Source organism: Robiginitalea insularis, from assembly GCF_052497835.1.
In genome coordinates this window covers 752841-776192 of the sequence record NZ_CP199296.1, presented here as the reverse complement: position 1 = coordinate 776192, position 23352 = coordinate 752841, and the positions used below count along the sequence as shown (strand labels likewise).

General features: G+C 47.7%; 18 protein-coding genes. 9 read left to right on the top strand and 9 right to left on the bottom strand.

The window, feature by feature from the left end; genetic code table 11:
* Positions 1-70 precede the first annotated feature (70 nt).
* The 7 genes from fdhD to ACT6NV_RS03515 all read left to right on the top strand — a co-directional run bounded on the left by fdhD (position 71) and on the right by ACT6NV_RS03515 (position 12003).
* On the top strand, positions 71-904 hold the full coding sequence (gene fdhD, locus ACT6NV_RS03545) for a formate dehydrogenase accessory sulfurtransferase FdhD (RefSeq protein ID WP_445385895.1): 834 nt from the start codon (positions 71-73) through the stop codon (positions 902-904).
* Between the two features lie 3 nt (positions 905-907).
* The gene (locus tag ACT6NV_RS03540; protein WP_445385894.1) at positions 908-2560 is read left to right on the top strand and encodes an NADH-ubiquinone oxidoreductase-F iron-sulfur binding region domain-containing protein; all 1653 of its coding nucleotides are present in this window, start codon (positions 908-910) and stop codon (positions 2558-2560) included.
* A gap of 9 nt (positions 2561-2569) precedes the next feature.
* The gene (gene fdhF / locus ACT6NV_RS03535) at positions 2570-5302 is read left to right on the top strand and encodes a formate dehydrogenase subunit alpha (RefSeq protein WP_445385893.1); all 2733 of its coding nucleotides are present in this window, start codon (positions 2570-2572) and stop codon (positions 5300-5302) included.
* 125 nt (positions 5303-5427) lie between these two features.
* On the top strand, positions 5428-6309 hold the full coding sequence (fabD, locus tag ACT6NV_RS03530; RefSeq protein WP_445385892.1) for an ACP S-malonyltransferase: 882 nt from the start codon (positions 5428-5430) through the stop codon (positions 6307-6309).
* A 129-nt stretch (positions 6310-6438) separates the two neighbouring features.
* Positions 6439-9081 (top strand): T9SS type B sorting domain-containing protein, encoded by a 2643-nt coding sequence (locus ACT6NV_RS03525; protein ID WP_445385891.1) that lies wholly within the window; start codon positions 6439-6441, stop codon positions 9079-9081.
* A 24-nt stretch (positions 9082-9105) separates the two neighbouring features.
* Positions 9106-10074, top strand: a complete 969-nt coding sequence (locus ACT6NV_RS03520) for a PorP/SprF family type IX secretion system membrane protein (RefSeq protein WP_445385890.1) — start codon at positions 9106-9108, stop codon at positions 10072-10074.
* 9 nt (positions 10075-10083) lie between these two features.
* Positions 10084-12003, top strand: coding sequence for an OmpA family protein (locus ACT6NV_RS03515; RefSeq protein WP_445385889.1), 1920 nt, complete (start codon positions 10084-10086; stop codon positions 12001-12003).
* A gap of 1 nt (position 12004) precedes the next feature.
* On the opposite strand, the gene ACT6NV_RS03510 is transcribed toward ACT6NV_RS03515, so the two are convergent.
* From ACT6NV_RS03510 to ACT6NV_RS03485, 6 genes are all read right to left on the bottom strand, one after another.
* Entirely contained in the window at positions 12005-12196 is a 192-nt protein-coding gene (locus tag ACT6NV_RS03510) for a hypothetical protein (RefSeq protein ID WP_445385888.1), read from the bottom strand.
* 104 nt (positions 12197-12300) lie between these two features.
* Positions 12301-13551 (bottom strand): NRAMP family divalent metal transporter, encoded by a 1251-nt coding sequence (locus ACT6NV_RS03505; RefSeq protein ID WP_445385887.1) that lies wholly within the window; start codon positions 13549-13551, stop codon positions 12301-12303.
* Positions 13552-13589: 38 nt separating this feature from the next.
* The gene (locus tag ACT6NV_RS03500; RefSeq protein ID WP_445385886.1) at positions 13590-14195 is read right to left on the bottom strand and encodes a SanA/YdcF family protein; all 606 of its coding nucleotides are present in this window, start codon (positions 14193-14195) and stop codon (positions 13590-13592) included.
* A gap of 124 nt (positions 14196-14319) precedes the next feature.
* The gene (locus tag ACT6NV_RS03495; RefSeq protein WP_445385885.1) at positions 14320-15372 is read right to left on the bottom strand and encodes a hypothetical protein; all 1053 of its coding nucleotides are present in this window, start codon (positions 15370-15372) and stop codon (positions 14320-14322) included.
* Positions 15373-15498: 126 nt separating this feature from the next.
* Positions 15499-16803, bottom strand: coding sequence for an OmpP1/FadL family transporter (locus tag ACT6NV_RS03490; RefSeq protein WP_445385884.1), 1305 nt, complete (start codon positions 16801-16803; stop codon positions 15499-15501).
* Positions 16804-16987: 184 nt separating this feature from the next.
* A complete protein-coding gene (locus tag ACT6NV_RS03485; protein WP_445385883.1) occupies positions 16988-17434 on the bottom strand; it encodes a toxin-antitoxin system YwqK family antitoxin in 447 nt (148 codons plus the stop codon).
* Between the two features lie 276 nt (positions 17435-17710).
* On the opposite strand from ACT6NV_RS03485, the gene ACT6NV_RS03480 reads away from it, so the two are divergent.
* Positions 17711-18538, top strand: a complete 828-nt coding sequence (locus ACT6NV_RS03480; RefSeq protein WP_445385882.1) for a GLPGLI family protein — start codon at positions 17711-17713, stop codon at positions 18536-18538.
* A 47-nt stretch (positions 18539-18585) separates the two neighbouring features.
* On the top strand, positions 18586-21300 hold the full coding sequence (locus ACT6NV_RS03475; RefSeq protein ID WP_445385881.1) for a carboxypeptidase-like regulatory domain-containing protein: 2715 nt from the start codon (positions 18586-18588) through the stop codon (positions 21298-21300).
* Between the two features lie 34 nt (positions 21301-21334).
* Here ACT6NV_RS03475 and ACT6NV_RS03470 read toward each other — a convergent pair whose 3' ends face one another.
* The 3 genes from ACT6NV_RS03470 to ACT6NV_RS03460 all read right to left on the bottom strand — a co-directional run bounded on the left by ACT6NV_RS03470 (position 21335) and on the right by ACT6NV_RS03460 (position 23335).
* A complete protein-coding gene (locus ACT6NV_RS03470) occupies positions 21335-21832 on the bottom strand; it encodes a hypothetical protein (protein WP_445385880.1) in 498 nt (165 codons plus the stop codon).
* Positions 21833-22010: 178 nt separating this feature from the next.
* A complete protein-coding gene (locus tag ACT6NV_RS03465) occupies positions 22011-22925 on the bottom strand; it encodes a DUF5996 family protein (protein ID WP_445385879.1) in 915 nt (304 codons plus the stop codon).
* 56 nt (positions 22926-22981) lie between these two features.
* Positions 22982-23335: a DUF2200 domain-containing protein gene (locus ACT6NV_RS03460; RefSeq protein WP_445385878.1), complete on the bottom strand. Its 354-nt coding sequence runs from the start codon at positions 23333-23335 to the stop codon at positions 22982-22984.
* Between the last annotated feature and the right edge of the window lie 17 nt (positions 23336-23352).

The window sequence follows — 23352 nt, the reverse complement described above, 5'->3', positions numbered from 1 at the left end:
TTATAAGAAAAACCAGTATCTTTAATACAGTAAGGCTTTGCCTCAAGGGCTTACCTAATGCTCAATAGCTATGGCCACACGGATTTATCAGGGAATTAAATTCGACCTGGACGGGGCGGATCCCGTAGGGGACTCCCTGACCGTTGAAGAAGCCCTGCAGATCAACATCAATGGAAAACCTTTTACCCTTTCAATGCGAACCCCGGGTTCCGATAGAGAATTAGTCCGCGGTTTACTGCATTCCGAGGCCATCATTTCGGATAGTAGCTACCACCCATCCATGGTGTTGGAAAAGGAAACCGAGGAAGGGATCGTAAGCGTTGTGGATCTGGATATCCCCAAAAATCTTTTGGGGAGTGGATATTCCAACAGCAGAAGCCTTTTATCCGTTTCTTCCTGTGGAATATGCGGGAAAACAGAATTGGGGGAACAGGCTTTTTTGGGGAAATCCATTGAGGCGGCCATTCAATTCCCTGCAGGGAGTTTTAGCGAAATGTTTGAGCAGATGAATCGCGGGCAGCACGATTTCAAACAATCAGGAGGTACCCACGCAGCCGCAGCCTTTGATTCAGAGGGGCAGCTGCTGGTGGTACGCGAAGATATTGGCAGGCATAATGCAGTAGATAAGGTGATCGGCTGGTTATTGCTGGAAGGGTGTTTAAAGGAAGCCATGGCCATGACGGTCAGCGGAAGGATTTCCTATGAAATAACCATTAAGGCATTTAAGGCGGGCATCCCCTTTCTGGCGGCGGTTTCAGCCCCCTCATCCCTGGCGGTTGATTATGCGAAGGAACTGGGGATTACACTGCTGGGATTTTGCCGGCAGGGCCGTGCAACCTGCTATTCTCATCCGCATCGCATCAACAATAAACGGGAATTGGTAAAAAAACCTAAAGTAAGTTAGTCCATGTCAGAAAATTTAAGTGAACTTCTCGGTCGCAAAGGCTTGCATGACAATCTCTTTGACAAAATGGGACAACTGGCCAGGCCTTCGGGCAGCCCGGATGCCCGGGAACTGGCCTTGTTGGCGGAGGAATTCCTCATCGGAAAGGCGAATACCTTCGGGACAGCTTCTTTTTACGACTTTATGAAGCCTGAAAACCGCGGAAAACAGGTTTATGTCTGCAACGGGTCTGCCTGTGAATGTGCCGGAACCCAGGCAGGCGTTCTGGATAAGCTAAGGGAACATTTTGAGGCAGAACAGGTCGGGCACATGACCTGTCTGGGGAGGTGCCATGAAAATGCAGCTTTTCACTATAAGGGGAAGAATTATTCAGGGGATGATATAGCGGCCCTGAAGGATATCCTCGACGATGAAGCTGAGATTGCAGCCGACAGCTACCACACGGCAAGCAGTGGAGTCGAAATTCTCACGAAGGCCTTCCCTGGAATCGAAGAATATTACAAGCCCTGGTTAAAAATTTTAAAGGGACCTTCAGAAAAGGCCTTGCAGGAGGTTAAAGATTCAGGTCTCAGGGGAAGGGGAGGAGCCGGTTTTCCCATGGGCAGCAAACTGGATTTCTGCCGGAAAGCAGAAGGCAGTCCCAAATTTATAATCTGCAATGCAGATGAGGGGGATCCGGGGGCCTATTCCGATCGCTATTTACTGGAGCAAAGACCGCATTCTGTACTTTTTGGGATGCTGGTGAGCGGTTACATAACCGGAGCCCATCACGGCATCGTTTATATCCGGGCGGAATATCCGGAAGCTGTGGAAGTAATGCAAAATGCTATTGATTCCCTGAATACTGCCGGTCTGGCCGGGAAAAATATTGCCAATAGCGGCTTTGATTTTGAGTTTAAGATCATACAGGCCCAGGGGTCCTATATCTGCGGGGAGGAAACCGCACTGATCAATTCCATTGAGGGGCAACGCCCCGAGGTGCGGGTACGCCCGCCTTATCCAGCCCAAAAAGGCTTGTTCAATAAGCCAACCGTTGTAAATAATGTGGAAACGCTGGCGGCCCTTCATTATATAATGACTGAAGGTGGGAAAAGCTGGAAGGCGATCGGGACTGCAAAGTCTTCCGGGACGAAACTGGTTTGCCTGGACAGCTTTTTCAAACGGCCTGGCCTTTATGAAGTGGAGATGGGAACTCCGCTAAGGGAGGTTTTCGAAACTTTGGGAGGGGGTTTTAAATCTCCGGTAAAGGCGGTTCAGATTGGTGGCCCGCTGGGTGGGGTGGTACCGGTTTCAAAAATTGGAGACCTTACTTTGGATTTCGAATCTTTTGCAGGCCAGGGCTTTTTGCTCGGCCATGCCTCTGTGGTAAGTATCCCGGAAGAGTATCCCATGATGCGCTACATCGAACATTTATTTGATTTCGCGGCTTATGAAAGTTGCGGGAAATGCTTTCCCTGCCGCCTGGGTACCAAACGGGCCCATGAATTGGCGGGCAAAGCCCTGAAAGGAGACTACACCATAGACAAGGAGCTTTTTGAAGATCTGCTAACCACTCTTGAAGAGGGTTCTTTGTGTGCGCATGGGGGTGGCATTCCCCTGCCAGTAAGAAATATACTCCAGTATTTTGATTCTGAATTAAAAGCCTTTTTTAACTGATTGATGCCCATGAAAACTGCTTATATAAATGATGTTGCCTATCCTTATGAGGAAGGAGATACCCTTTTGTCCTTTATCCGCAGGCATGCAGACGAAAACCTGGTACCCACCCTCTGCGATGCCCCCAATCTCGATCCTTTTGGTGCGTGTCGGGTTTGCAGTGTAGAGATCAGCCAGGAAAAAGATGGTCCCATGAAAACAGTGGCGTCCTGTCATACCCCTGTAGTGGAAGGCCAGTTTATCTACACCAGCAGCAAGCGAATCCAGAAGTTGCGTAAAAATATCATCGAACTCGTATTGACGGACCATCCCCTGGATTGCCTTACCTGTGAGGTAAACGGGAATTGTGAATTACAGACGGTGGCGGCACAGGTTGGGATCAGGGAGGTCCGCTACCCTGAAGGGGAGAACCACCTCGAGCGGGAAAAAGACCTCAGCCATCCCTATATGACCTCAGACCTTAGTAAATGCATCAATTGCTACAGATGCGTCCGGGCCTGTGATGAGGTTCAGGGGGAGTTTGTACTGAGCATGGCGGGCCGTGGCTTCGATGCCCATATAGTCAAGGGCCTGGACCAAAGCTTTATGGAATCGGATTGTGTGAGCTGCGGGGCCTGCTCACAGGCCTGCCCCACTTCCGCTATTTCGGATATATTTCAATCCAAGGCCATTCAGGCTACCGAAACAACCCGAACAGTTTGTACGTATTGCGGGGTAGGTTGTAACCTGGACATTGCTGCCAATTCAGGGGAAATCCTCAGTATTACTGCCCCGTACGATGCCGAGGTGAACCAGGGACACACCTGCCTGAAGGGCCGGTTCGCATTTAAATTTTACAATCACCCGGACCGTTTGGATTCCCCGATGATCAAACGGAACGGACATTTTGAAAAAGTCAGCTGGGATGAGGTGTACGATTTCATCACCGAAAAATTTAAACATTACAAGGAAACCTTTGGCCCGGACAGCCTGGCCGGAATCAGTTCTTCCCGTTGCACCAATGAGGAGAATTACCTGATGCAGAAATTTTTCAGGGCCGTAATCCAGACCAACAATATTGATGGCTGCGCCCGCGTCTGCCATTCGCCAACCGCCCTCGGGATGCAGCGGACATTCGGCACCGGGGCTGCTACCAATTCCATTGAGGACCTGAAACACACCAACTGTATCCTGGTGATCGGGGCGAACCCTACCGATGCCCACCCGGTTACCGGGGCCAAGCTCAAGCAATTTGCCATGAAATCGGATTCGGTAACCATCGTTATCGACCCCAGGCGGACTGAGCTGGCCCGTTACGCCACCCACCACCTGGCGCTACGGCCCGGTACCAATGTGGCGGTCCTGAACATGATGATGTATTACATTATTGCAGAAGGCCTGGTGGATGAAGGCTTTATTTCGAAGCGTACGGAAGGGTACCAGGATTTTAAGGAGGAATTGATGCAAATAGACCTCAATGAGCTGGAAGCAGTTTCCGGGGTGCCGAAAGAGCAGGTAAGGGAGGCGGCTATCGCCTATGCAACGGCAGCTAATGCCATGTCTTTCCACGGCCTGGGGGTTACGGAACATTCCCAGGGTACCTTCACTGTTATGCAGATTGCCGACCTCGCCATGCTAACCGGCAACATAGGCCGCAAAGGGGTAGGAGTAAACCCGCTACGGGGGCAGAACAATGTCCAGGGTAGTGCAGATATGGGGGTCCAGCCCCATCAGGGTGCCGGGTACCTGGATGTGACCAAAGATGAGGTTAACCAGCGCTACAATAAATTTTACGGGACCACGGTACCCAAGCATATAGGATACAAAATCCCGGAGATGTTCCAGGCTGCCCTGGAGGGTAAACTCAAGGCTATCTGGATCATTGGGGAAGACGTAGTTCAAACGGACCCGAATACCCAAAAGGTTATCCGGGCCCTGGAAGCTACCGAACTGGTAATCGTGCAGGAATTGTTTATGACGGAAACCGCCAAATATGCCGATGTTGTTCTTCCGGGGGCCTCATTCCTGGAGAAAAGCGGCACCTTTACCAATGGAGAGCGAAGGGTACAGGCCGTAAGGCAGGTGGTGGAACCTATTGAAGGGTCTAAACCGGACGGGCAGATCATTGTGGAGCTGATGAACCGGATGGGATATGCCCAACCCGAATATACCCCGGATGGGATGCTGGAGGAAATTTCGCAAATCGTGCCCTTCTTTGAAGGTATACGCTGGGAGCGCCTTGGCAAAAATGGCCTGCAATGGCCTGTGGCAGCAAATGGTACGGATACTAAAATCCTGCACCAGGAGCAGTTCAAACGCGGGTTGGGATATTTTGAATTCCACAATTGGGAGGAATCTCAGGAAATTACGGCCCACGGAAAAGAATATCCCTACATACTGACAACCAACAGGGAGCTGGAACACTATAACTGCGGGGCTATGACACGCCGTACCGCTAACGAGAAAATCCTGAAAAGCGATTACCTGATGATACACCCTGAAGATGCCGCCGCGAACCTGATCAATGAAGGGGACTTTGTCTGTCTGGAATCTCCAAGAGGGAAGGTAGACGTCAGGGCGCGTATCACGGACGAGGTGAAACCCGGAATTCTCAGCACCACTTTCCATTTTCCGGATATCATGGTAAATAATATTACCAGCGATATCCATGATTCCGAGGCCATGTGCCCTGAATATAAGGTGGTTGCCGTCAGGATCCGAAAGAGCAAGGGGAAGTACAAAAAACAGTTGCAGGATCGCTAGGAGGTTTTTTCCGGGCAAATCGACCTCAGGTATTCCCGGGATGCTTTTTAGGTGTTACTCGATCTATGCCCATTTACTAAATCAACCTATTTCCATATCTTTGGGGTCCTAAAAACCATCAGCATATGAAAGCCTATATTTTCCCCGGACAGGGAGCGCAATTTTCCGGAATGGGACTGGATCTTTACCAAAATCATTCTGTTGCCCAGGAGTTATTTGAACAAGCGAATGAGATCCTGGGTTTCTCGATTACTGATATTATGTTCGAGGGCTCAGCTGAGGATTTAAAACAAACCAAGGTAACCCAGCCGGCCATTTTCCTGCATTCTGTTATACTGAGCAAGGTGTTGGGAGATGCTTTTCGTCCGGATATGGTTGCAGGTCACTCCCTGGGGGAATTCTCAGCTTTGGTGGCCAATGGGACCCTTTCCTTCGAAGATGGATTAAAGCTGGTTTCCAAGCGGGCCATGGCCATGCAGAAAGCCTGTGAAGTTGCACCAAGCACCATGGCTGCAGTGCTGGGTCTGGAAGATGCTGTGGTAGAGTCAGTTTGCCAGGAAACCCCTGGCATTGTAGTGGCTGCCAACTATAATTGCCCCGGTCAACTGGTGATCTCAGGGGAAGTGGAAGCGGTAACAGCAGCCTGCGAAAGCTTAAAAGAAGCAGGAGCCAGACGTGCGTTACTCCTGCCAGTTGGGGGGGCTTTTCATTCCCCTATGATGGAGCCGGCCCGGGAAGAGCTGGCAGCCGCAATAGAGTCTACCACATTCAATACGCCTCTTTGCCCTATTTATCAAAATGTTACCACCACGGCTGTTTCCGATACGGCTGAAATTCAAAAAAACTTAATGGCCCAGCTTACCGCTCCGGTAAAGTGGACCCAGAGTGTCAGGCAGATGGTTGCCGATGGCGCAACCAGCTTTCTGGAGGTTGGTCCGGGCAAGGTTTTACAGGGGCTGGTCAAAAAGATCGAACCTGCTGTAGAGGCCAGTTCTGCAGACTTGTAAGCCGGGATTCAGAACCTGCCTGTACTTTATCCGAAAAAGTACTATTTAGGTAGTAAAATTCGGTCAGGCCCTTCTTTTTTTTGTATTATTGATTCCCTTATTCAGAAAATGCAAAAGCGGGATATTGCTATGTTAATCCGATTATTTCAAAAGCTGGTTTTCGGGGCATTTTTTTTGCTCTGCTTTCCCCTTTTTGCACAAGAGGTAAGCATTGCCGTGGATGATGCTGATGCCTCTGAAGAGGGGGCGAATCCGGGGACGTTTCGCGTTACCCTTTCTCTTCCGGCTGCTGGAAATACTAATATCACCTATAGTGTAGCGGGCACGGCCGCCGGAGGAGTAGATTATACAGCCCTTTCCGGAAACCTTACCATCCCCGCGGCTTCCACTATTGGTTTTATCGCGGTAGACGGGATTGTGGATGATGCTGATATAGAAGGCCCTGAATCGGTTATAGTGACCCTGACCGGAACCTCTATTGGAACCCTTGGCCCGAATAACAGTGATACCCTGATTATTTTGGACAATGATTGCCCGGCAGGGAATAGTCCGCCCGAGCTGGATAACAGTGTTGACAGGATTTATTGTACGGATGACACCATCCCCAGCCTCAATGATTTTACCCAGAGTATTCCTCCCGGGGGTACGGAACTGATCTGGAGCCGAAACCCCGATCCGCTGGTGCTTGCCGGACATTTAAGCCCGGCAGAAGTGGCCAGCCCGATAGCCGGAACCTATTATGGCTTCTTTTACGATGCAGCGAATGATTGTGCCAGCCCAACCCTGGAACTGACCATAGTGGAGAACCAAACCCCGGTAATCGATTCAACCACGGAGGCCTCCCGTTGCGGCCCTGGATCCGTGACCCTTCTGGCAGAAGCAAGCATCCCTAACAGCGCGACCGCCCCGACAATCCTCTGGTTCGATACTCCCTCTAGTGAAATTCCATTGGCCACTGGACCCAGTTTTACAACCGACACCCTTAATGCTACTACTTCTTATTACGTAGAGGCCAATGCCAATGGCTGCTTTAGCCCTAGAATAGAAGTAGTCGCCACCATAATCCCCACGGTAACCGCAGGAACTCCTTCAAACGGAACCGCCTGTAATGTGACAGCAAACGGACCGGTAACGGTAGATTTGGATAACCTGCTGAATGGGGAAGATGCGGGTACCTGGGAAATCCTGACAGATCCCTCTACCAGCCTGGTAATTGGAGCCGGGAACATCGTGAATTTTGAAGGGCTCACAGCAGGGGAATACCAGTTCCGATTTACAACTACCGGCGCCGAAGCCCCCTGTACCAACGAATCTGCAGATGTCAGTATCACGGTTTCGAATTGTGACCAGGACTCAGATGGGGATGGCCTTTTTGACGGGGAGGAACTTCGGCTGGGAACCGATGTTAACAATCGTGATACAGACGGAGACGGTATTGAAGACGGAGCAGAGGTGGGAGCAGATAGCTTAAACCCGCTGGACGAAGATAATGACGGGATCATTGATGCACTCGATTCAAATATTCTGGATTCGGACAGTGATGGGGTAAATGACCAGCAGGACCCCGCCAATGACAATCCCTGTATTCCGGACAATACCAATAACCTTTGTGATACGGATGGTGACGGAATAACGGACGGGGTGGAAATCCAGAATGGATCGGACCCATTGGATCCCTGTGATCCGAATTTAACTCCGGACTGTCAGCCAGACCCAGTTGATCTGGAGGTTGTAAAATCAGTAAATACAGATCAGGCAGCCGTAGGGCAGGAACTGCAGTTTATCATTACCCTTACAAACCTCTCCGACCAAACCGCCAAGGCCATTGAGGTGGGCGATTTACTGGAAACCAGCTTTGAGTTTTTAAATGCTGTTGCCACATTGGGAACCTACGACGATCAAACCGGGATCTGGAGTAATTTTCAGCTGGTACCTGGTCAATCAGCCACCTTGGAAATAACCGTTGAGGTGTTGGAAAGCGGGGTCTTTACCAATACGGCAGTCTTGTTGGAATCCTTCCCTATTGACAATAATAACAGTAACAACCAATCCACAGTCAGCATAAACGTAGCTGTTCCGGAAGGCCTGGACCTGGCCATTGAAAAGGCCGCTGCCATATCCGGCAGTAACTTTCAGAACGATAGAATAAACCCACTGGCAGGGCAAGAAGTTGTTTTCAGGATCATTGCCAGGAACGAATCCAGGGAGTTGCGGCTTGGCAATATTGAAATTGAAGACATCATAGGCCCGGCAGACGCGAGCGGGTTTGAATATATATCACACACTACCACCCTTGGAAATTACGATCCGAATAGCGGCTTGTGGGCTATCCCGGGGCTGGAACTCGGACAGGAAGCGGAACTGCTTATCAATGTACGGGTACCTGTTGCAGGAACCTTCGTAAATACAGCCCGCCTGCTGGATGTCTCCCCCGGTGACGGCAATGCCGATAATGACGAGGACTCGGTAGAGGTAAGGGTGAGTAATCCTACGGAAGCAGATCCCGGTTTTGTGTTTAATCAATTCTCACCCAACGGGGATGGCACCAATGACTTTCTGGTCATTCGCGAGATCGCTTCATTCCCGAATAGTTTTATTCAAATTTTCAATCGATCCGGGCAATTGGTATTTGAGGACCGGAATATGCAGGATGACGCAGTTTGGGATGGGTTTTATGAAAACAAACAGGCCCCGGAGGGTACCTATTTTTATATTCTTGAATTGGGTACAGACCGCGAGGTTCAAAGAGGATGGATACAGCTGATACGCTGATACGAAAAAATTATGAGGGCACTAATGAATGATAGCGGAAAACTAAGGAGAATCCTTTTCGGGATACTGTCCCTTACCGCTCTGTTTGCCACAGCCCAGAGGGAGCCGGTATATACCCAGTATATGTACAATATAGGTAGTTTTAACCCTGCATATGTGGGTAGTGTGGAGCATACAGACCTTTCGCTGCTGTACCGCTCTCAATGGATTGATTTCCCCGGGGCCCCCAGAACCATCCGGTTTGGGGCGAACATTCCCCTTGGGAACCAAAAACACGGTATAGGATTCAATGCCATAAACGACCAACTCGGGCCAAGCAGCCAGACTTTTATAGATGTTTCCTATTCCTTCCAGGTACGCCTCGGGGAAGAGAGCTTTATTTCCTTTGGCGTGGATGCGGGGGGAAGTATCCTGGATGTAGATTTCAGCAAAGGCAGTTTTGAAAACCCCGGGGAACCCATCCTGGACCAGCAATCGGTAAATGAGTTCTACCCCACAGTGGGGGCGGGGATATTTATTTACGGAAGTGACTGGTACCTTGGGGCATCCACCCCAAACCTGTTGACAGATGGGCTATACAACAATGAAGTAGCCACGATAACCGCAGATGTGCTGCAATACAATTTTATCGCCGGTGTGGTTTTCAATATTTCGGACGGGCTTAAATTCAAGCCGGCTGTTCTTCTGAACTACCTGGAAGGAAACCCCTTAACCTTTAATGGCTCAGCGAACTTTCTGATAAGTGATTTGGTGACTGTTGGCGCATCCTACCGGGTAAATGAATCCGTTAGCGGGCTGGCCGGCTTTCAAATTTCAAATTCGCTATTTCTCGGATATTCGTATGATTACAATACCAACGGATTGGGAGCCTTTAACAATGGTTCTCACGAGGCCATACTTAAGTTTTACTTCGGAAGGGAAAAACGGACGAAGAATTCCAAAATCAAGGGTAAAAAGGAACCCAAACAAATCGATTCACCCAGATTCTTTTAAAGTGACAGCATGCGTTTGAGATCAATTTTTATCGTTTTTCTAATCTTCGCTACTATTGGAGTTGTAGCACAGCAATCCGATGGTGACCGCCTGTTCTACGCCTATAATTACAAGGAGGCGGCAGAGGCGTATCGCCTGGAACAAATGAGGCAGCCGCTTAGTGCGACCCAACAATTGAATTTTGCCGAAAGTTATTTTAAGGTCGGGCAGTATACCAAGGCCATGGAAGAATTCCTGGATATTTTTAAAAAGGATACAACCATGTCTAATTATCACTTCAATACCATGTTGCAGGCCATGTCTAAGTCTTCAGGCCTGGACCGGGTAAAAGCTTTCCTCTCCACAAGGACCGATAAGCTTTCCGGGGAATTACTGGAGAGTGCGTCCTTTAATTTTGAACTCCTGGAGAACCAACTGGCACCCAGGCTGAATTATAAGGTCTTTCAGTTGTACTGCAACAGTAACCAGTCTGATTTTTCTGCCAGTTTCTATACAGATGACCAACTGCTGTTTTCCAGCGCAAGGCCGCAGCCGGAAAAGGAAACCTATTATCCTACCGGGGAAGGATACCTGGATATATACGTTTCCCGTATCACGGAAGGCGGGCAAACCCAGGGAGTGCAATTGTTCGAAGGGCTCCCACCTTCTGATTTTCATAAGGCAACCCCCTATTACGATCCCGGAATCCAAAGAGTATTCTATGTGCTTTCCAATACCGATTCCGGCAAACTGGCATTTGATAAACGCGGAAAGAATGCCCTGGCAATCGCCATGGCTGCTTCCGGAAATGAGAACACCTACCTTCTAAAAGATCTTAGCACTTCCTTCTATTATCCGTTTTTCGACAGGGCGAACGATCGTTTATATTTTGCAGCCGACCTGCCGGGAGGCTTTGGTGGCACAGACCTGTATTATGTAAATACAAATGGCGGGGTTATCATGTCCAGCCCGGTCAACCTGGGTCCCAGAATAAATACTCCTGGCAACGAGGTGTCTCCTTATATTTTTGAAGGCAGTTTGTTTTTTGCCTCCGACGTATTCTACGGTCTCGGGGGAATGGATTTGTATAAAGCACAACTCCAGGCAGACAACTCCCTGACAACGCCTATCAATCTCGGACCGGAAATCAATACAAAGCACGACGAATTTGGCCTGATCATTAAAGAGGGTGAATCCGGATTTATGGGGTATTTTTCTTCTAACCGTCCCGGAGGCCTTGGGGGCGATGATCTTTACGGGTTTAGTGTGGACGACATTCCCGGACTCCGGACTTTGGTTTTCCGCGGGCGAATAGTGAAGCAGGGAACGCAAAGGGGGATTGAGAAGGTTGCCGTCCAGTTAAAAGACAACAGCGGACGTGTGATCCGGGAATATTACACAGGTGAAGAAGGCGAATTCTGGATGGAGATTCCCTGGCGTGAAGAAGTAGGGATTACCATTTATAAAGAAAAACATGAGCAGCTAACGATAACAGATGCTTCGCAACTGGCCGATCAGGGTCAGGAAGTAGAATTTGAACTTTTTGCCCTTGAAGATTTGGTGCGCCGCAGGAATAACCAGACACTTCTGAAATTAGAACCTTTTTATTTTGATACAAACCGGGCGGAACTTACAGACGAAATTGCTATAGAGCTCGATAAGGCAGCTGCAGCCCTAGTAAAGTTTCCGGGGATGAAACTTCGGATTGAAGCCCATACTGATAGCCGTGGCAGTGCCAGTACCAATCTGAGTCTTTCAAATAGAAGGGTCCAGGCTATCAAAAATTATCTGATATCCAAAGGGGCTTCCCAGGAAAGCATTCAGGAGGCTGTGGGATACGGGGAGGAGCAAATCATCAATAATTGTACTGATGGGGTGTATTGCCTGGAAATGCTGCACCGGCAGAACGAGCGCTACCCAATGATCATCCTCAATTACGAGGAGCTCTGATCTATTTTGCGATCAGGCAATCTTCACAGTCCTTCACTTCACCGTAATACGTTTCCCGATATTTGTGAAGGGTACGGACAGGGATTCCCAGCAGGGATTTGCGGATATAGGTCACGCGGGTGTGTAAACGTCCCATTTTAGGACTGTAGCGTTTTTCGGTTTTGGTTTTTCGGTCTACTCGGATCAGCTTCATAATACTCAAAATAAAGTGCAAATCTCCGAAAAGCAGGGGCCAATGTCAAGTTCAAAGCGTTAAACATGTGTTATTTATATTGTAAATAACACATATACAATTAGTTACATTAATATTATCCAGCAATAATAAATGGCAAAGCAGGAAAGGAACAGGATGCCGGCATAGGTGAGCCATCTCATGGCTTTGCCCGGATGTGTGTTCTGAGGGAGGTCTTCACTGGTAACATTCCTGAGATTCATATATCCAACCACCGGGGCCAGGACGAAGGAAATAAAAGTAGCTAGGGCCACCAATACCCCCATATTGGCAGAAAAGGCAGTGAGGACTATGAAGTTTACGGCAGTGAGTACCAGCACGGCAACGGCATAATACCATGGTTTTTCATAGCGTTTCTTCCTGGGTTGCAGATACTCCAGTACATCAATACTTACCCGGGAAATAGCATCATGTGCCGTCATGCAGGTGCTGAACATGGTGGCGAAGGCAGAAACAGCAATAAAAATATAGGCCCAGTCTCCAATGTGGGTTGTGAAAAGTTGTACGACCTGATCGGCAAAGGTAACCGCATTGCCACTGAGTTCGGTGCCGGTTCCAAAGAGGGTCCGGTAACCGATCAGCAGGAAAAAAACGGCCAGCAGGGCAGTAGTAACATATCCAACATTGAACTCTCTCAGGGCATCTTTTAGAGGCGGCTTTCCGGTGGTTTTATACTTTTCCAGGCTCCAGAGGCTGATCCAGCTGCTGGCCTCCACTGCAGTGGGCATCCATCCGATCAGACTGATCAGGAACAGAATGCCGACCTCATTGAAAATAACCGGTCTTTCAAATCCGGAGACCGCCTCAACAGGGGCTTTATAAAGAACCAGAATGGTGGTCACCAGCAGTGCGATAAACAGTATACTCACCACAAACTTCAGGGAAGTCTCCAACAGGCGGTACCTCCCAACAATCAATAACAAGCTGATAAAGGCAAACAGGCCCAGGGCAATGACGCTCACCGAAACTCCTTTAATTCCGAATAAATTGGCGAACAGCCCTGCCGTAACTACATAAAGCGCGGCCAGGATGGTAAAGGTGGTTACCAGGGTGATGACCGCGTACATCCAGATATATGCCTTACCCCTGCGGGAATAGCCTTCCACCAGGCTGCGTCCTGAGACATTGGTATAGCGAATACCGAATTCGAAGAAGGGATACTTAAACAGGTTGGCCAGCAGGATGGGAATGATCATCAGCCATCCATAGGTGGCCCCTGCTTTGGTGGAGAGGACCAGATGGGACGTGCCTATTGCCATACTGGCAAAGAGCAGGCCTGGCCCAAGGTTTTTTAAGAGCGTTCTGAGTTGGTTCATGCCGTTTGGTCTGAAACTAAAATACAAAAGATTTAGACTTACTCAATCCGGATACGATTGCCATAAAAACGGGGTTGAGTATTAAAAATCAGATCCAGGAAAACCTTAACGCGTGCAAAGTATTCCCGGGTATGTACCCGAATCCCCTGGCTGCCCTCTACATCCCGGGCATTAAAGCCCACTGCGGCAAGGCCCTTTTTTCGGGCAATGAAAATGGCCCGTTCATTGTGGAATTCCTGGGAAATTACCGTTGCCGAGTCCAGGCCAAAAATTATTTTGGCCCGCACCATGGAATCCAGGGTGCGGAACCCGGCGTAATCAAGAAAAATTCGGGTTTCGGGAATCCCACCCTCAATAAGGTCTTTTTTGATGGTATTGGGTTCGTTGTAATATACACTGCCATTGTCCCCGCTAACGAGGATATAGGATATTTTCCCGGCCTTATACAGCCGAAGGGCTGCATCAATACGGTGCTGATAATAGGGATTGATACCACCCTCTACACGGTGCCTTGCGGTACCCAGCACTATTCCCACCTTGTTATAGGGAACCACATCCAGGCTGTCGAAAACCCTGTTCTTGCTTGAAATTTCTATAACCCAATAACATCCTAAAATAATTAGCAGGGGTAAAATAGTCAGCAAAAGCAACCGGAATTTATATTTTTTTAGCATGTTTAAACTACAGGGAAATAAAGGTACAAAGTACGCAGAAAACCGCGCTTGTATCCCCGCTATATTTTGCTTTGGAACCTGCGGCTCCGGTGAATTAATCAGTGCGCAAATATTTTATAAAATAACGCTCAAATTGTTGGTCATCCCGGAGAATTTCGAAAAAGGATTCCAGAAAACTTCGCGCACTGCGATATTCCCGAGGGTCCTCAAAGAGGTCTTGCAGACTGTCGGCAACAGCCAGCAATTCTGCTTCCTTTTCAAGATAATAGCTACGTACCTGCTCCCTTAAGGCCGCTCCGCGGTCATAACCCTTATAGGCCCGCTCCGTAACACTCCCGATGTCCCTGGGCAGGCGCTGGGTGTTGGATACGGTGGCATAGGGAGCATTTACCAGACCAGACATATCAAAGTCATAGGGGATGGGAAGGATCTTTTCATCTATGTAAAAGAGTTTTTCATTATGCAATTTGCTGGTAGAATAATCGGTATTCCCGATCATAAATTGAAAAAAATCCTGTAACACAGAGTGATAATCATCCTGTTGACGCGGGTGAACGGGTCTCTTTACTTCTTTGCCTCCGCTGCGGTCTTCCAGGTTGTCCATATCTTCTATCAAAAAGCCCGTAAGCTGGTGGTCCCTCGTGCGTTTTCCCCTGACTTCGGTATAGGTAATTTGGGCGAGTTTCGCTTTTAAATGGTAGGGGGTCACTACCTCATAGAGCTTGTATGCCATATATTCCTTAAGGACCAGATCATCCTTACCCCGTTCCAATTTACAGGGCAGCACTACTTTTAATTTTTTGATATCTGAAAATAAGGTCTCTTTTACCCGCCGCTTCTTAAACTTAATCCGGATGGGCGTAAAATAACACTGACTTCGACGAAAAATACCCCTTGCCCGTATTTTTACCTGCACAGAGTCCCAGGGTGCATCTGCTATTTTATACCAGAGGTCTGATTTCAGGTATGTGCTGTCATTAGTCTCCCGTTTCAATTCTTTTCCGGAAAATTCAAATTTCAGGGCCAGGGGATCCGCGGTTTGAAAAAGCGGAGCAGGCATAGCGGATGCAGCCGTTTCCTGCGCCTTACAAAGTGTAAGTGAACAGAAGGAAAGGACCAAGACATAAATAAATATGGATGAACGCATCGGCTGGTATTCAGTCTTTTAAAGATACCAAATTTATTTCCGCTCTTATGTGGTCACACCAAAGTTGATGGGACAAAATAAAAACCCCGGGATTTCCCGGGGTTTTATACGAATGTGAAGAGGCGCTTACCACTTATATTGTGCTCCGAACATGATCATGGAAGTAGTCATTTCGTAGGAAACCTCACTTCCCGGAATGGCGCCGTAAGGAGGGAAGTTCCCGATAAATTGCGGATTGTAAACCGGGCCGGAAGTTGCGTCTCCGCTAAATCCATAATGGAACACCCCGTCAATCTGTAAATGAGAACCGGCTTCAATCCCTATACCTAACTGAAAGGCATTTTTTATGATGGCAGTAGCCGGGATATTAAAAAAGGCCGTTTCGGAGCTGATAGGATTTGAACTGTAAGTATATCCCAGCCGAATGGGTACTTTCGGGAAACGCTTGTACTGTAGCCCAGCCGATATAACACTGATGTTGTCCCAGCCAAATCCGGCAACAGAAAATGTTGGGGACCAGCCAGTGGCGTCAAAACCTTCAGTATTTTCATAATTAACCAGGCGGTAATCCAGGGCCAGGTCTATCTGTCCCAGGGAGTACCCCAGGCCAACCGACCAGATAGCCGGGTAGTCAATGGTGAATTCATTGGTTGACTGGCTTCCATCCAGATAGGTGTTGTCCAGTTCAAAGGCGCCAAAAATCTGGGTGGTTTTATAAGAAGTACCGGCTTTAAAGCCACTGCCACTATCAAAAAAGACCCCTATTTGACCACCAAAGCCAAAAGCGGAGGCTTTGTCTGTACTGGGATAGCCTGCCCCTGTTGGGTTGGCAGTGGGGTTAGGGATCAACTCAAGGCTGGCATAGTTAAAAGTTGGCTGTATCCCCACAGACCACTGATCTGAAAGTTCATAGGCATAGGCAACCCCCAATTGCAATAAGCTGTAGTCGGATTCTATACGTCCGAATCCTCCCATATTTTGAGGCATGTTTATAGGGTTGGAAGCGCTTTCAGGAAAGGTTACCCCAAACCCGCTGATCCCGAATGCCGAGAAGCCCCAATGGTGCTTGCTGGCTTCAGAGCCTATGACATAGGCAAGGGCTGGCAGGGGCGAGAGCCCCCTGTCATCCTCGGTTCGTCCGCTAAAAAAGTTTCCGGTGGGCTGGCCGTTACTGTCAAATTCGGGAACGGTAGAACGCAGTTCTGGAGAGGAGAAGAAAAGGCCGATATCCAGTCGGATCTGATTTTGGTCAAAGGCCGTGATACTGGCAGGATTCCAGTGTAAGGCCCCAGAAATATCAAGGGGTTGGGCAGTGGCAGCTCCTCCCATAGACATATTGACGGATCCTACTCCCTGCATAATATGCCCGGCCTGGGAAAATACCCAGGGAACACAGCAAAACAACAATAAAAATGTAAACAGATTTTTCATGTAAATTCTCTTTATATGGTACAATAGTAATTTAACCCGGAAGGGGGCTTTCAGAATGGAGAGTTGAAGGTAATACAAAGGTAAGAGCCCGTCCTGCCAGCTTTCATGACAATTATCATTGATGAAATTATTTTTAATTCCATCCTATAGAAGACACATCTGAAGCAGCATAAGGTAGGTATTACTACTCAACACCAATTAACTCATTGTCGCGATAGTATTCGGTCTTAATGAGTATTCCGGTTTCAGAGTAATAAGTCCATTCCCCTTCTTTCCTGCCATCCAGCCAGGTGGACCGAACCTTTAACTGCCCATTGTTGTAGTAGTCCCTGAAGATACCTATGGGAATATCCATCCGATAGAATTCTTCCTGCCGGATTTGTCCGTTGGGATAATAATATTCCCAGAGGCCATGGCCCTTCCCCTGCTTCCAGGAAGAATTAAATTTCAGGCGGCCGTTTTCATACCATTCCTGCCAGGACCCGGTTGCTATACCTTCAGCAAAGGTTATACAGGATTTTGGTTTACCGGAAGTATAAGCTTCCGTTACCACTCCGGAATAAGGTTTTTGGCGATAAGTAAGTATTTCCCGGCCATCTTTTTTAATAGTCTCGGTTTGTGATCTTTCCAAGGTAGTCTGGGCTTGCAAAAACAAGCAGGAAAAAATAAAGAAGAGTGTCAGGGAGGTGATTTTCATGGAAATAAAGTTGAATAAATAAAGTGAAGGGTCATATGCCTGCAAGCGTACTCCTCTAATGTAAGGATAATATTTTTCAGATATCCGGGGGAGCACCTTAGGATGGTCTTATTTGAAGCCTATTCTAGTGTTAATGTTTTGATAAACAAGGGGTAATAATGTTTAATCTTTAATTATATTCGTTGAACATTATATAAACCAGCTAGTTCCATGAAAGCCATTCTATTTAAATTCAGTTTTTTCGTTTTGATTCTCCTTTTTTCCCTCAAACCTGAAACTCAGGAATTTCAGGGAAGGGCGGTATACTACTCCAAATCTACCATGGAATTGGGTAGCTGGGGAGCCCGCATGAGTGAGGCGCAGAAAAAACAGGTCTATGCGCGACTGAAAAATAGACTGGAGAAGACCTACACCCTGAGTTTCAATAAGGAGGCTTCTGTCTTTAAAGAAGAAGACAAACTGGACGCCATGTCCGGGGCTACGGATTCCTGGGGAAAAAATTTCGCCAGAGGGGAACAATACAAAAATGTAAAAGAGAATCAATTAGTCCAGAGCCAGGAATTTTACGGGAAGCGATTTCTGGTTAAGGATGAATTGCAGAAGATCAATTGGGTAATGGGTAGTGAAACAAAGCAGATCGGCAAATACATGTGCTTTAAAGCTACTGCGGTGGTCCCAACAGAAGAATTGACCTGGTTTGACTTCTCCTGGGGCGATCTGAGGCAAAATGAGCAGACCGAGGGCGAAGGGGAAACCTCAGAGCCCGCTGTAGATCTCACCCAGATTATAGCCTGGTATACCCCCCAAATCCCTGTTTCACATGGCCCGGCCGAATACTGGGGCTTACCCGGATTGATTCTTGAGGTAAGTGCCGGAAACACTACCATGTTGTGCTCTGAAATTGCCCTGAATCCTCAGGAGAAAATAGAAATTGAAGCTCCGGACAAAGGCAAAGAAATAACCAAAAAGGACTACCGGGCCACCATCATTTCCAAAATGCAGGAAATGAGGGATAACAGGGGCAGAAGGCGCAGCTAATAGAATTCCCTCAACATTTTCCTTAAACAGACTACCTCCATACCCTCATGAAACAGCTTATTTTTATTGCGCTGCTCCTGGCCACTATTAGCAGCCAGGCGCAAATAAAGTTTGAGGGGGTAGTTCAGGACAGCTTGAATACTCCGCTGGAACTCGCCAATGTAATCGCGATCAATCAACAGAGTAAAGCGCTGGAATCCTATGGCATTACCGATGAGAACGGCAGATTTAAATTACAGTTGGCCAAAAACGGAACTTTCGAGATACAGATCAGTTACGTGGGAATGCAGACCTTTAAGGAAATCATTACGGTGGGCGAGAGTGATATGGACAGGGAGTTTACCCTCAGGGCTGAAAATATGCTGGACGAGGTGGAACTGGTCTACAAAATGCCCGTAACCGTAAATGGAGATACCATTGTCTATAATGCAGACTCTTTTCAGAATGGGACGGAGCGGAAACTGGAAGATGTCCTGGAAAAACTCCCGGGGGTGGAGATAAATGAAGACGGACAAATTGAAGTGGAAGGGAAGGTGGTAAACAAGCTGATGGTAAACGGGAAGGATTTCTTCGACGGGGATACCAAACTGGCTACCAAGAATATTCCCTCAAAGGCAGTCGATAAAATCCAGGTCCTGCGAAATTATTCTGAAGTAGGACAGCTAAGAAGCGTTACCAACAACCAGGACAACGTGGCCATGAACATCAAGCTTAAGGAAGGGAAGGAAAATTTCTGGTTTGGTAATGTGACTGCAGGAACCGGGAGTTCGCCCGAAAAGGCCCTTTATTTGGTGCAGCCGAAGCTTTTTTATTACAGCCCGAAGTACAGCCTTAATTTTATAGGAGATTTCAACAACACCGGGGAAGTAGCCCTTACCCGAAGGGATATCCGGAATTTTGGCGGGGGTTTTCGTTCTCCCAGCCGCAGCAGCGGTACCAGCCTCAACCTTGGGGATAACAGCCTTAGTTTCCTGACAAATCAGGCTAACGCCCTTGAAATTGAGAACAAACTGGGTACGGCCAATTTTAGCTATTCCCCGAATGCCGCCCTGGATTTAAGCGGTTTTTTTATTTATAACAGCAGCAGGATCCTTTCCAGGGAAACGAGTTTTATCCAATATACTGACCCGGAACTGGGCATTCCCGATGAGGCTACTGAGCAGACCAGTAATGAGCGGTCCAACCAGGGCTTGTTAAAATTAAGCGCCTCTTACCAGCCCAACCTGAACAATCAAATGGATTACGACATCCTGGCTCGTATCTCCAACGACGGGCAAAATCAAAACGTGTTTTCATCGGTAATAGGAAACACCCGGCAACTGGATGAGGTTACCCCTTACAGTATCAATCAAAACCTGAATTACTATTACACCCTGGATGAAAATAATATTTTCGCCCTGGAGGCGCAGCACCTCCTCAGGAATGAAGACCCTTTCTACAACGCGGTTCTTGTGAACGACCCCGCCGGGCCGGATGCATTCGATACCACTGCAGAGGCCCTTGGATTGGATACAAGCCTGAATGCATATGACCTGGGACAGAACAGGAAGATTAAATCCAATCAGTTGGATGCCAAACTGGATTATTACCATATCCTGAACACCAAAAGCAATTTAAACCTGACCCTGGGAACCATTTTGAGCAGGCAGGAGTTCAATTCGGATATTTTCCAATTCCTGGAGGATGGGTCTACTTTTGAGCCCACCCCAACATTTAATGACGGACTGGCCGTTAATGATACCGAATACAATTTCAGCGATATTTACCTGGGGGTGCACTATCGTGTAAAAACAGGAATCTTTACCATAACCCCGGGCTTTTCCGCCCATGCGTACGGCAACAAGAATATACAGTTCGGAGAAACGGTTACAGATAATTTTTTCAGGTTTTTACCGGATTTTGAGACCCGCCTGCAGTTGAAAAAAAGTGAGGCGCTTACCCTGAGATACGAAATGCGTAACCAGTTTACCGACGTCACCCGTCTGGCCAGGGGACTGGTTTTGAATAATTTCAACAGTATTCAGTTCGGGGAACCCGACCTGCAGAATGCGCTTTCCCATAATGTAAGCTTGTTTTACAGTAGTTTTAACCTGTTTAATTATACCAATGTATTCGCCAGGGCGGCTTATTCCAGCAATATTGACCAGATCAGGAGCCTGACAAATTTTGAAAGTGTTATCCGAACCAGTACCTTTTTCAATTCAAGTTTTGCAGACGAAAACTTCAACTTCTTCGGGCGGATACAGCGGACCTTTGGCAAGGTACGGGCTACCCTGAATGCAAGTTTTAACTATAGTAAAATCAACCAGTTTATTCAGGGCCAGCAGTCCCTTAATGAAGGCTTCACACAGACCTACACTCCGGGGCTTCGGACGAACTTCAAGATCGCCCCCAATATCAGCCTGCGTTACCGCTACAGCGTCACCAACAACAACCAGGGTGGGGGGGAAACTACCTTTATCACCAACGCCCCTTCCATTGATTTCGATGCCTATATCTGGAAAAAAGTTACGCTGCGCAGCGATTACACCTATACCAACCAGGACCTGGGTAACGGCAATTCGCAATCCTTCCAGACCTGGAATGCCACCCTTTCATATCGCAAGGACCGGGATGCCAAATGGGAATACGAAATCAGGGCCACCAACATCCTGGATATAGATTCACAGGTCCGTAACAGCGCGAATAATCTGTCTGTATTCAGTTCGGAGACCTTTATACAACCGCGCTTCGTGACATTCCGTCTGGTGTATACCCTCTAGTTTCCACAAGCCAATAAACTCCAGAAGAACCGGCCTATTGCAGCCTTTTCAGGACCATAGTCTGTACACCGTCCTCCCTTGTATTGGTAAAGTAAACAGAATCTTTTTCAATGGTAACATGCATGGCCCTGCGGGGGTTGTCATTCATGTAATTGGGAGATTTGGCAACCATTGCATAGCGTATCAGTGAATCACCAATAATTTCATAAGTGCCGGAGTTCGATATCAACCCCTGATAGGCATTTTTAATATCATCCATGCTTCGTTCTTCCCCTTCTTCCAGTTCTGCCCATGAAGGCCGTTCATAGCGGGCCACTTCCTCACTGTAGAATTTATCAGTAAAGATGTAAATACTTTTGTGGGGCTTCCAGTAACTGGTGGTATCCGGGCTTTCCCATTTTGCATGAGACATTTCCCAGGCCCCTTCAATGGAAGGAGCTTCTTCCATGGCATCTTCAGCTGGTTTTTCTTTTTTTTCTGCGCAGGCCATAATCAGTAATAATGCAACTAACACTGTAAACGTAGTTTTCATATTTGTTTATTAATTGGTTTTCAGTAAGGTACAACAATTAAATGCAGCTATGGTCAATAAGAAAGCTTTGTTGGAAATCAGATGAATGTTCTCTGGCCAAAAGAGGTCAGCCTCCCTCCAATTCAGCGTTACTGTTTTGGCCCTTTTTGATTTCTTAGTTTATGTATAATTACATACGCTACAGTTCTTTCTCCAGCTTTAACCGGTTCCAGTTGCCGGTAATAGCCGCTGCTTCATAAGTGCTCTGCAAAAAGGACATTAGGGTCTTGTCCGGATTTTTCGAGGCCACAACATCACTGTACTTTAAAAGAAATTCGCCCAGGTCTTCACTGTAAAAGGCGCTTTCCGGCGAAACTTTTTGCCCGGCGAATCGCTCGCCGGCCGGATAGGCATAGGAATAGAAAACCGGTTCCGGAAAGTCTTTGGAGCCCGGCCAGAACCCGGCACTGCTTACTTCCTGTGAATAAGCCTCCTGCATAACTTCAGAAGGCATATTGGGCATGCTTCCCTGGTGCAGGGGGGCAGGGTTACCGGAAAAACGGGTTACAGCCAGGTCAAAGGCGCCCCAGAACAGATGTACAGGGCTCGCCTTTCCTATAAATTGGGACCGAAATTTGTTGAACACCTCGTTAGCCTTTAGCATGGCCTGCCAGATGGTATAGGCAGCTTCCGGGTCGTATATTTTATTGACTGTATTTTCTGCAAAAGGAATGGCCGGCTCCATTTCATTGGGGTGGGGATGTATGCTTACATCTATACCCAATTGAGACAGACGTTCAAAAAGCTCCCGGTAAAAATCGGCAACAGTCCTGGGGCACAAAGCCATCTCGGTGGCTCTGGCATTGGAACATTGTATTAATAGCCGGTGCTTTAAAAAATCAAAATCGATTTGAAAAATGCGTCCTTTGTAGGGAATGCCATGGGTAGAAAAGCCGGTGGGGGTTACATAGAGCGCCACATGCCAGGAATGGTTTTGCCAGGGCATGGTTTTCAATCGTATCTTTCCGACAATCTGTATCCATTGGTGCAGGGTCTCCAAAGTGTCGTGTATTTTGGAGAATTCCAGCTCCGGCCAGGTTTTTGTTTGATTCATTATGTTTTTTATTATGATCAGGCAGCTTAAAGCTGCCATTTCCAAGGTTTGTCCTATTAACTCCTTAAAATTTTCTCCATGGCCTTACCCCTGGCAAGCTCATCCACAATTTTGTCCATATACCGGATTTTTTGCATCAACGGTTCTTTTATTTCCTCGACCCGATGCCCGCAAATAACCCCTGTAATTTTGGAAGCATTGGGGTTGAGTTCCGGTGCCTCCTCAAAAAAGGTTTCCATACTGACCTTTTTGTCAATTTGTGAATGCAGTTGCTCTGTGTCATAACCCGTGAGCCAGCAGATTACCCGGTCTACTTCCTCCTGTGACCGGCCTTTTTTCTCGGCCTTGGTTATATAATGCGGATATACCCCCGCAAACGACATTTTGTATACCCTGCTATGGTCTGCCATACTATTTTGTAAAATTA

Coding starts and splice junctions, on each gene's coding strand:
- ACT6NV_RS03505 (WP_445385887.1), bottom strand. CDS start 13,551: ATGAACCAACTCAGAACGCTCTTAAAAAACCTTGGGCCAGGCCTGCTC.
- fdhD (WP_445385895.1), top strand. CDS start 71: ATGGCCACACGGATTTATCAGGGAATTAAATTCGACCTGGACGGGGCG.
- ACT6NV_RS03465 (WP_445385879.1), bottom strand. CDS start 22,925: ATGAATCAAACAAAAACCTGGCCGGAGCTGGAATTCTCCAAAATACAC.
- ACT6NV_RS03460 (WP_445385878.1), bottom strand. CDS start 23,335: ATGGCAGACCATAGCAGGGTATACAAAATGTCGTTTGCGGGGGTATAT.
- ACT6NV_RS03490 (WP_445385884.1), bottom strand. CDS start 16,803: ATGAAAAATCTGTTTACATTTTTATTGTTGTTTTGCTGTGTTCCCTGG.
- fabD (WP_445385892.1), top strand. CDS start 5,428: ATGAAAGCCTATATTTTCCCCGGACAGGGAGCGCAATTTTCCGGAATG.
- ACT6NV_RS03475 (WP_445385881.1), top strand. CDS start 18,586: ATGAAACAGCTTATTTTTATTGCGCTGCTCCTGGCCACTATTAGCAGC.
- ACT6NV_RS03495 (WP_445385885.1), bottom strand. CDS start 15,372: ATGCGTTCATCCATATTTATTTATGTCTTGGTCCTTTCCTTCTGTTCA.
- fdhF (WP_445385893.1), top strand. CDS start 2,570: ATGAAAACTGCTTATATAAATGATGTTGCCTATCCTTATGAGGAAGGA.
- ACT6NV_RS03480 (WP_445385882.1), top strand. CDS start 17,711: ATGAAAGCCATTCTATTTAAATTCAGTTTTTTCGTTTTGATTCTCCTT.
- ACT6NV_RS03470 (WP_445385880.1), bottom strand. CDS start 21,832: ATGAAAACTACGTTTACAGTGTTAGTTGCATTATTACTGATTATGGCC.
- ACT6NV_RS03540 (WP_445385894.1), top strand. CDS start 908: ATGTCAGAAAATTTAAGTGAACTTCTCGGTCGCAAAGGCTTGCATGAC.
- ACT6NV_RS03525 (WP_445385891.1), top strand. CDS start 6,439: ATGTTAATCCGATTATTTCAAAAGCTGGTTTTCGGGGCATTTTTTTTG.
- ACT6NV_RS03515 (WP_445385889.1), top strand. CDS start 10,084: ATGCGTTTGAGATCAATTTTTATCGTTTTTCTAATCTTCGCTACTATT.
- ACT6NV_RS03510 (WP_445385888.1), bottom strand. CDS start 12,196: ATGAAGCTGATCCGAGTAGACCGAAAAACCAAAACCGAAAAACGCTAC.
- ACT6NV_RS03520 (WP_445385890.1), top strand. CDS start 9,106: ATGAATGATAGCGGAAAACTAAGGAGAATCCTTTTCGGGATACTGTCC.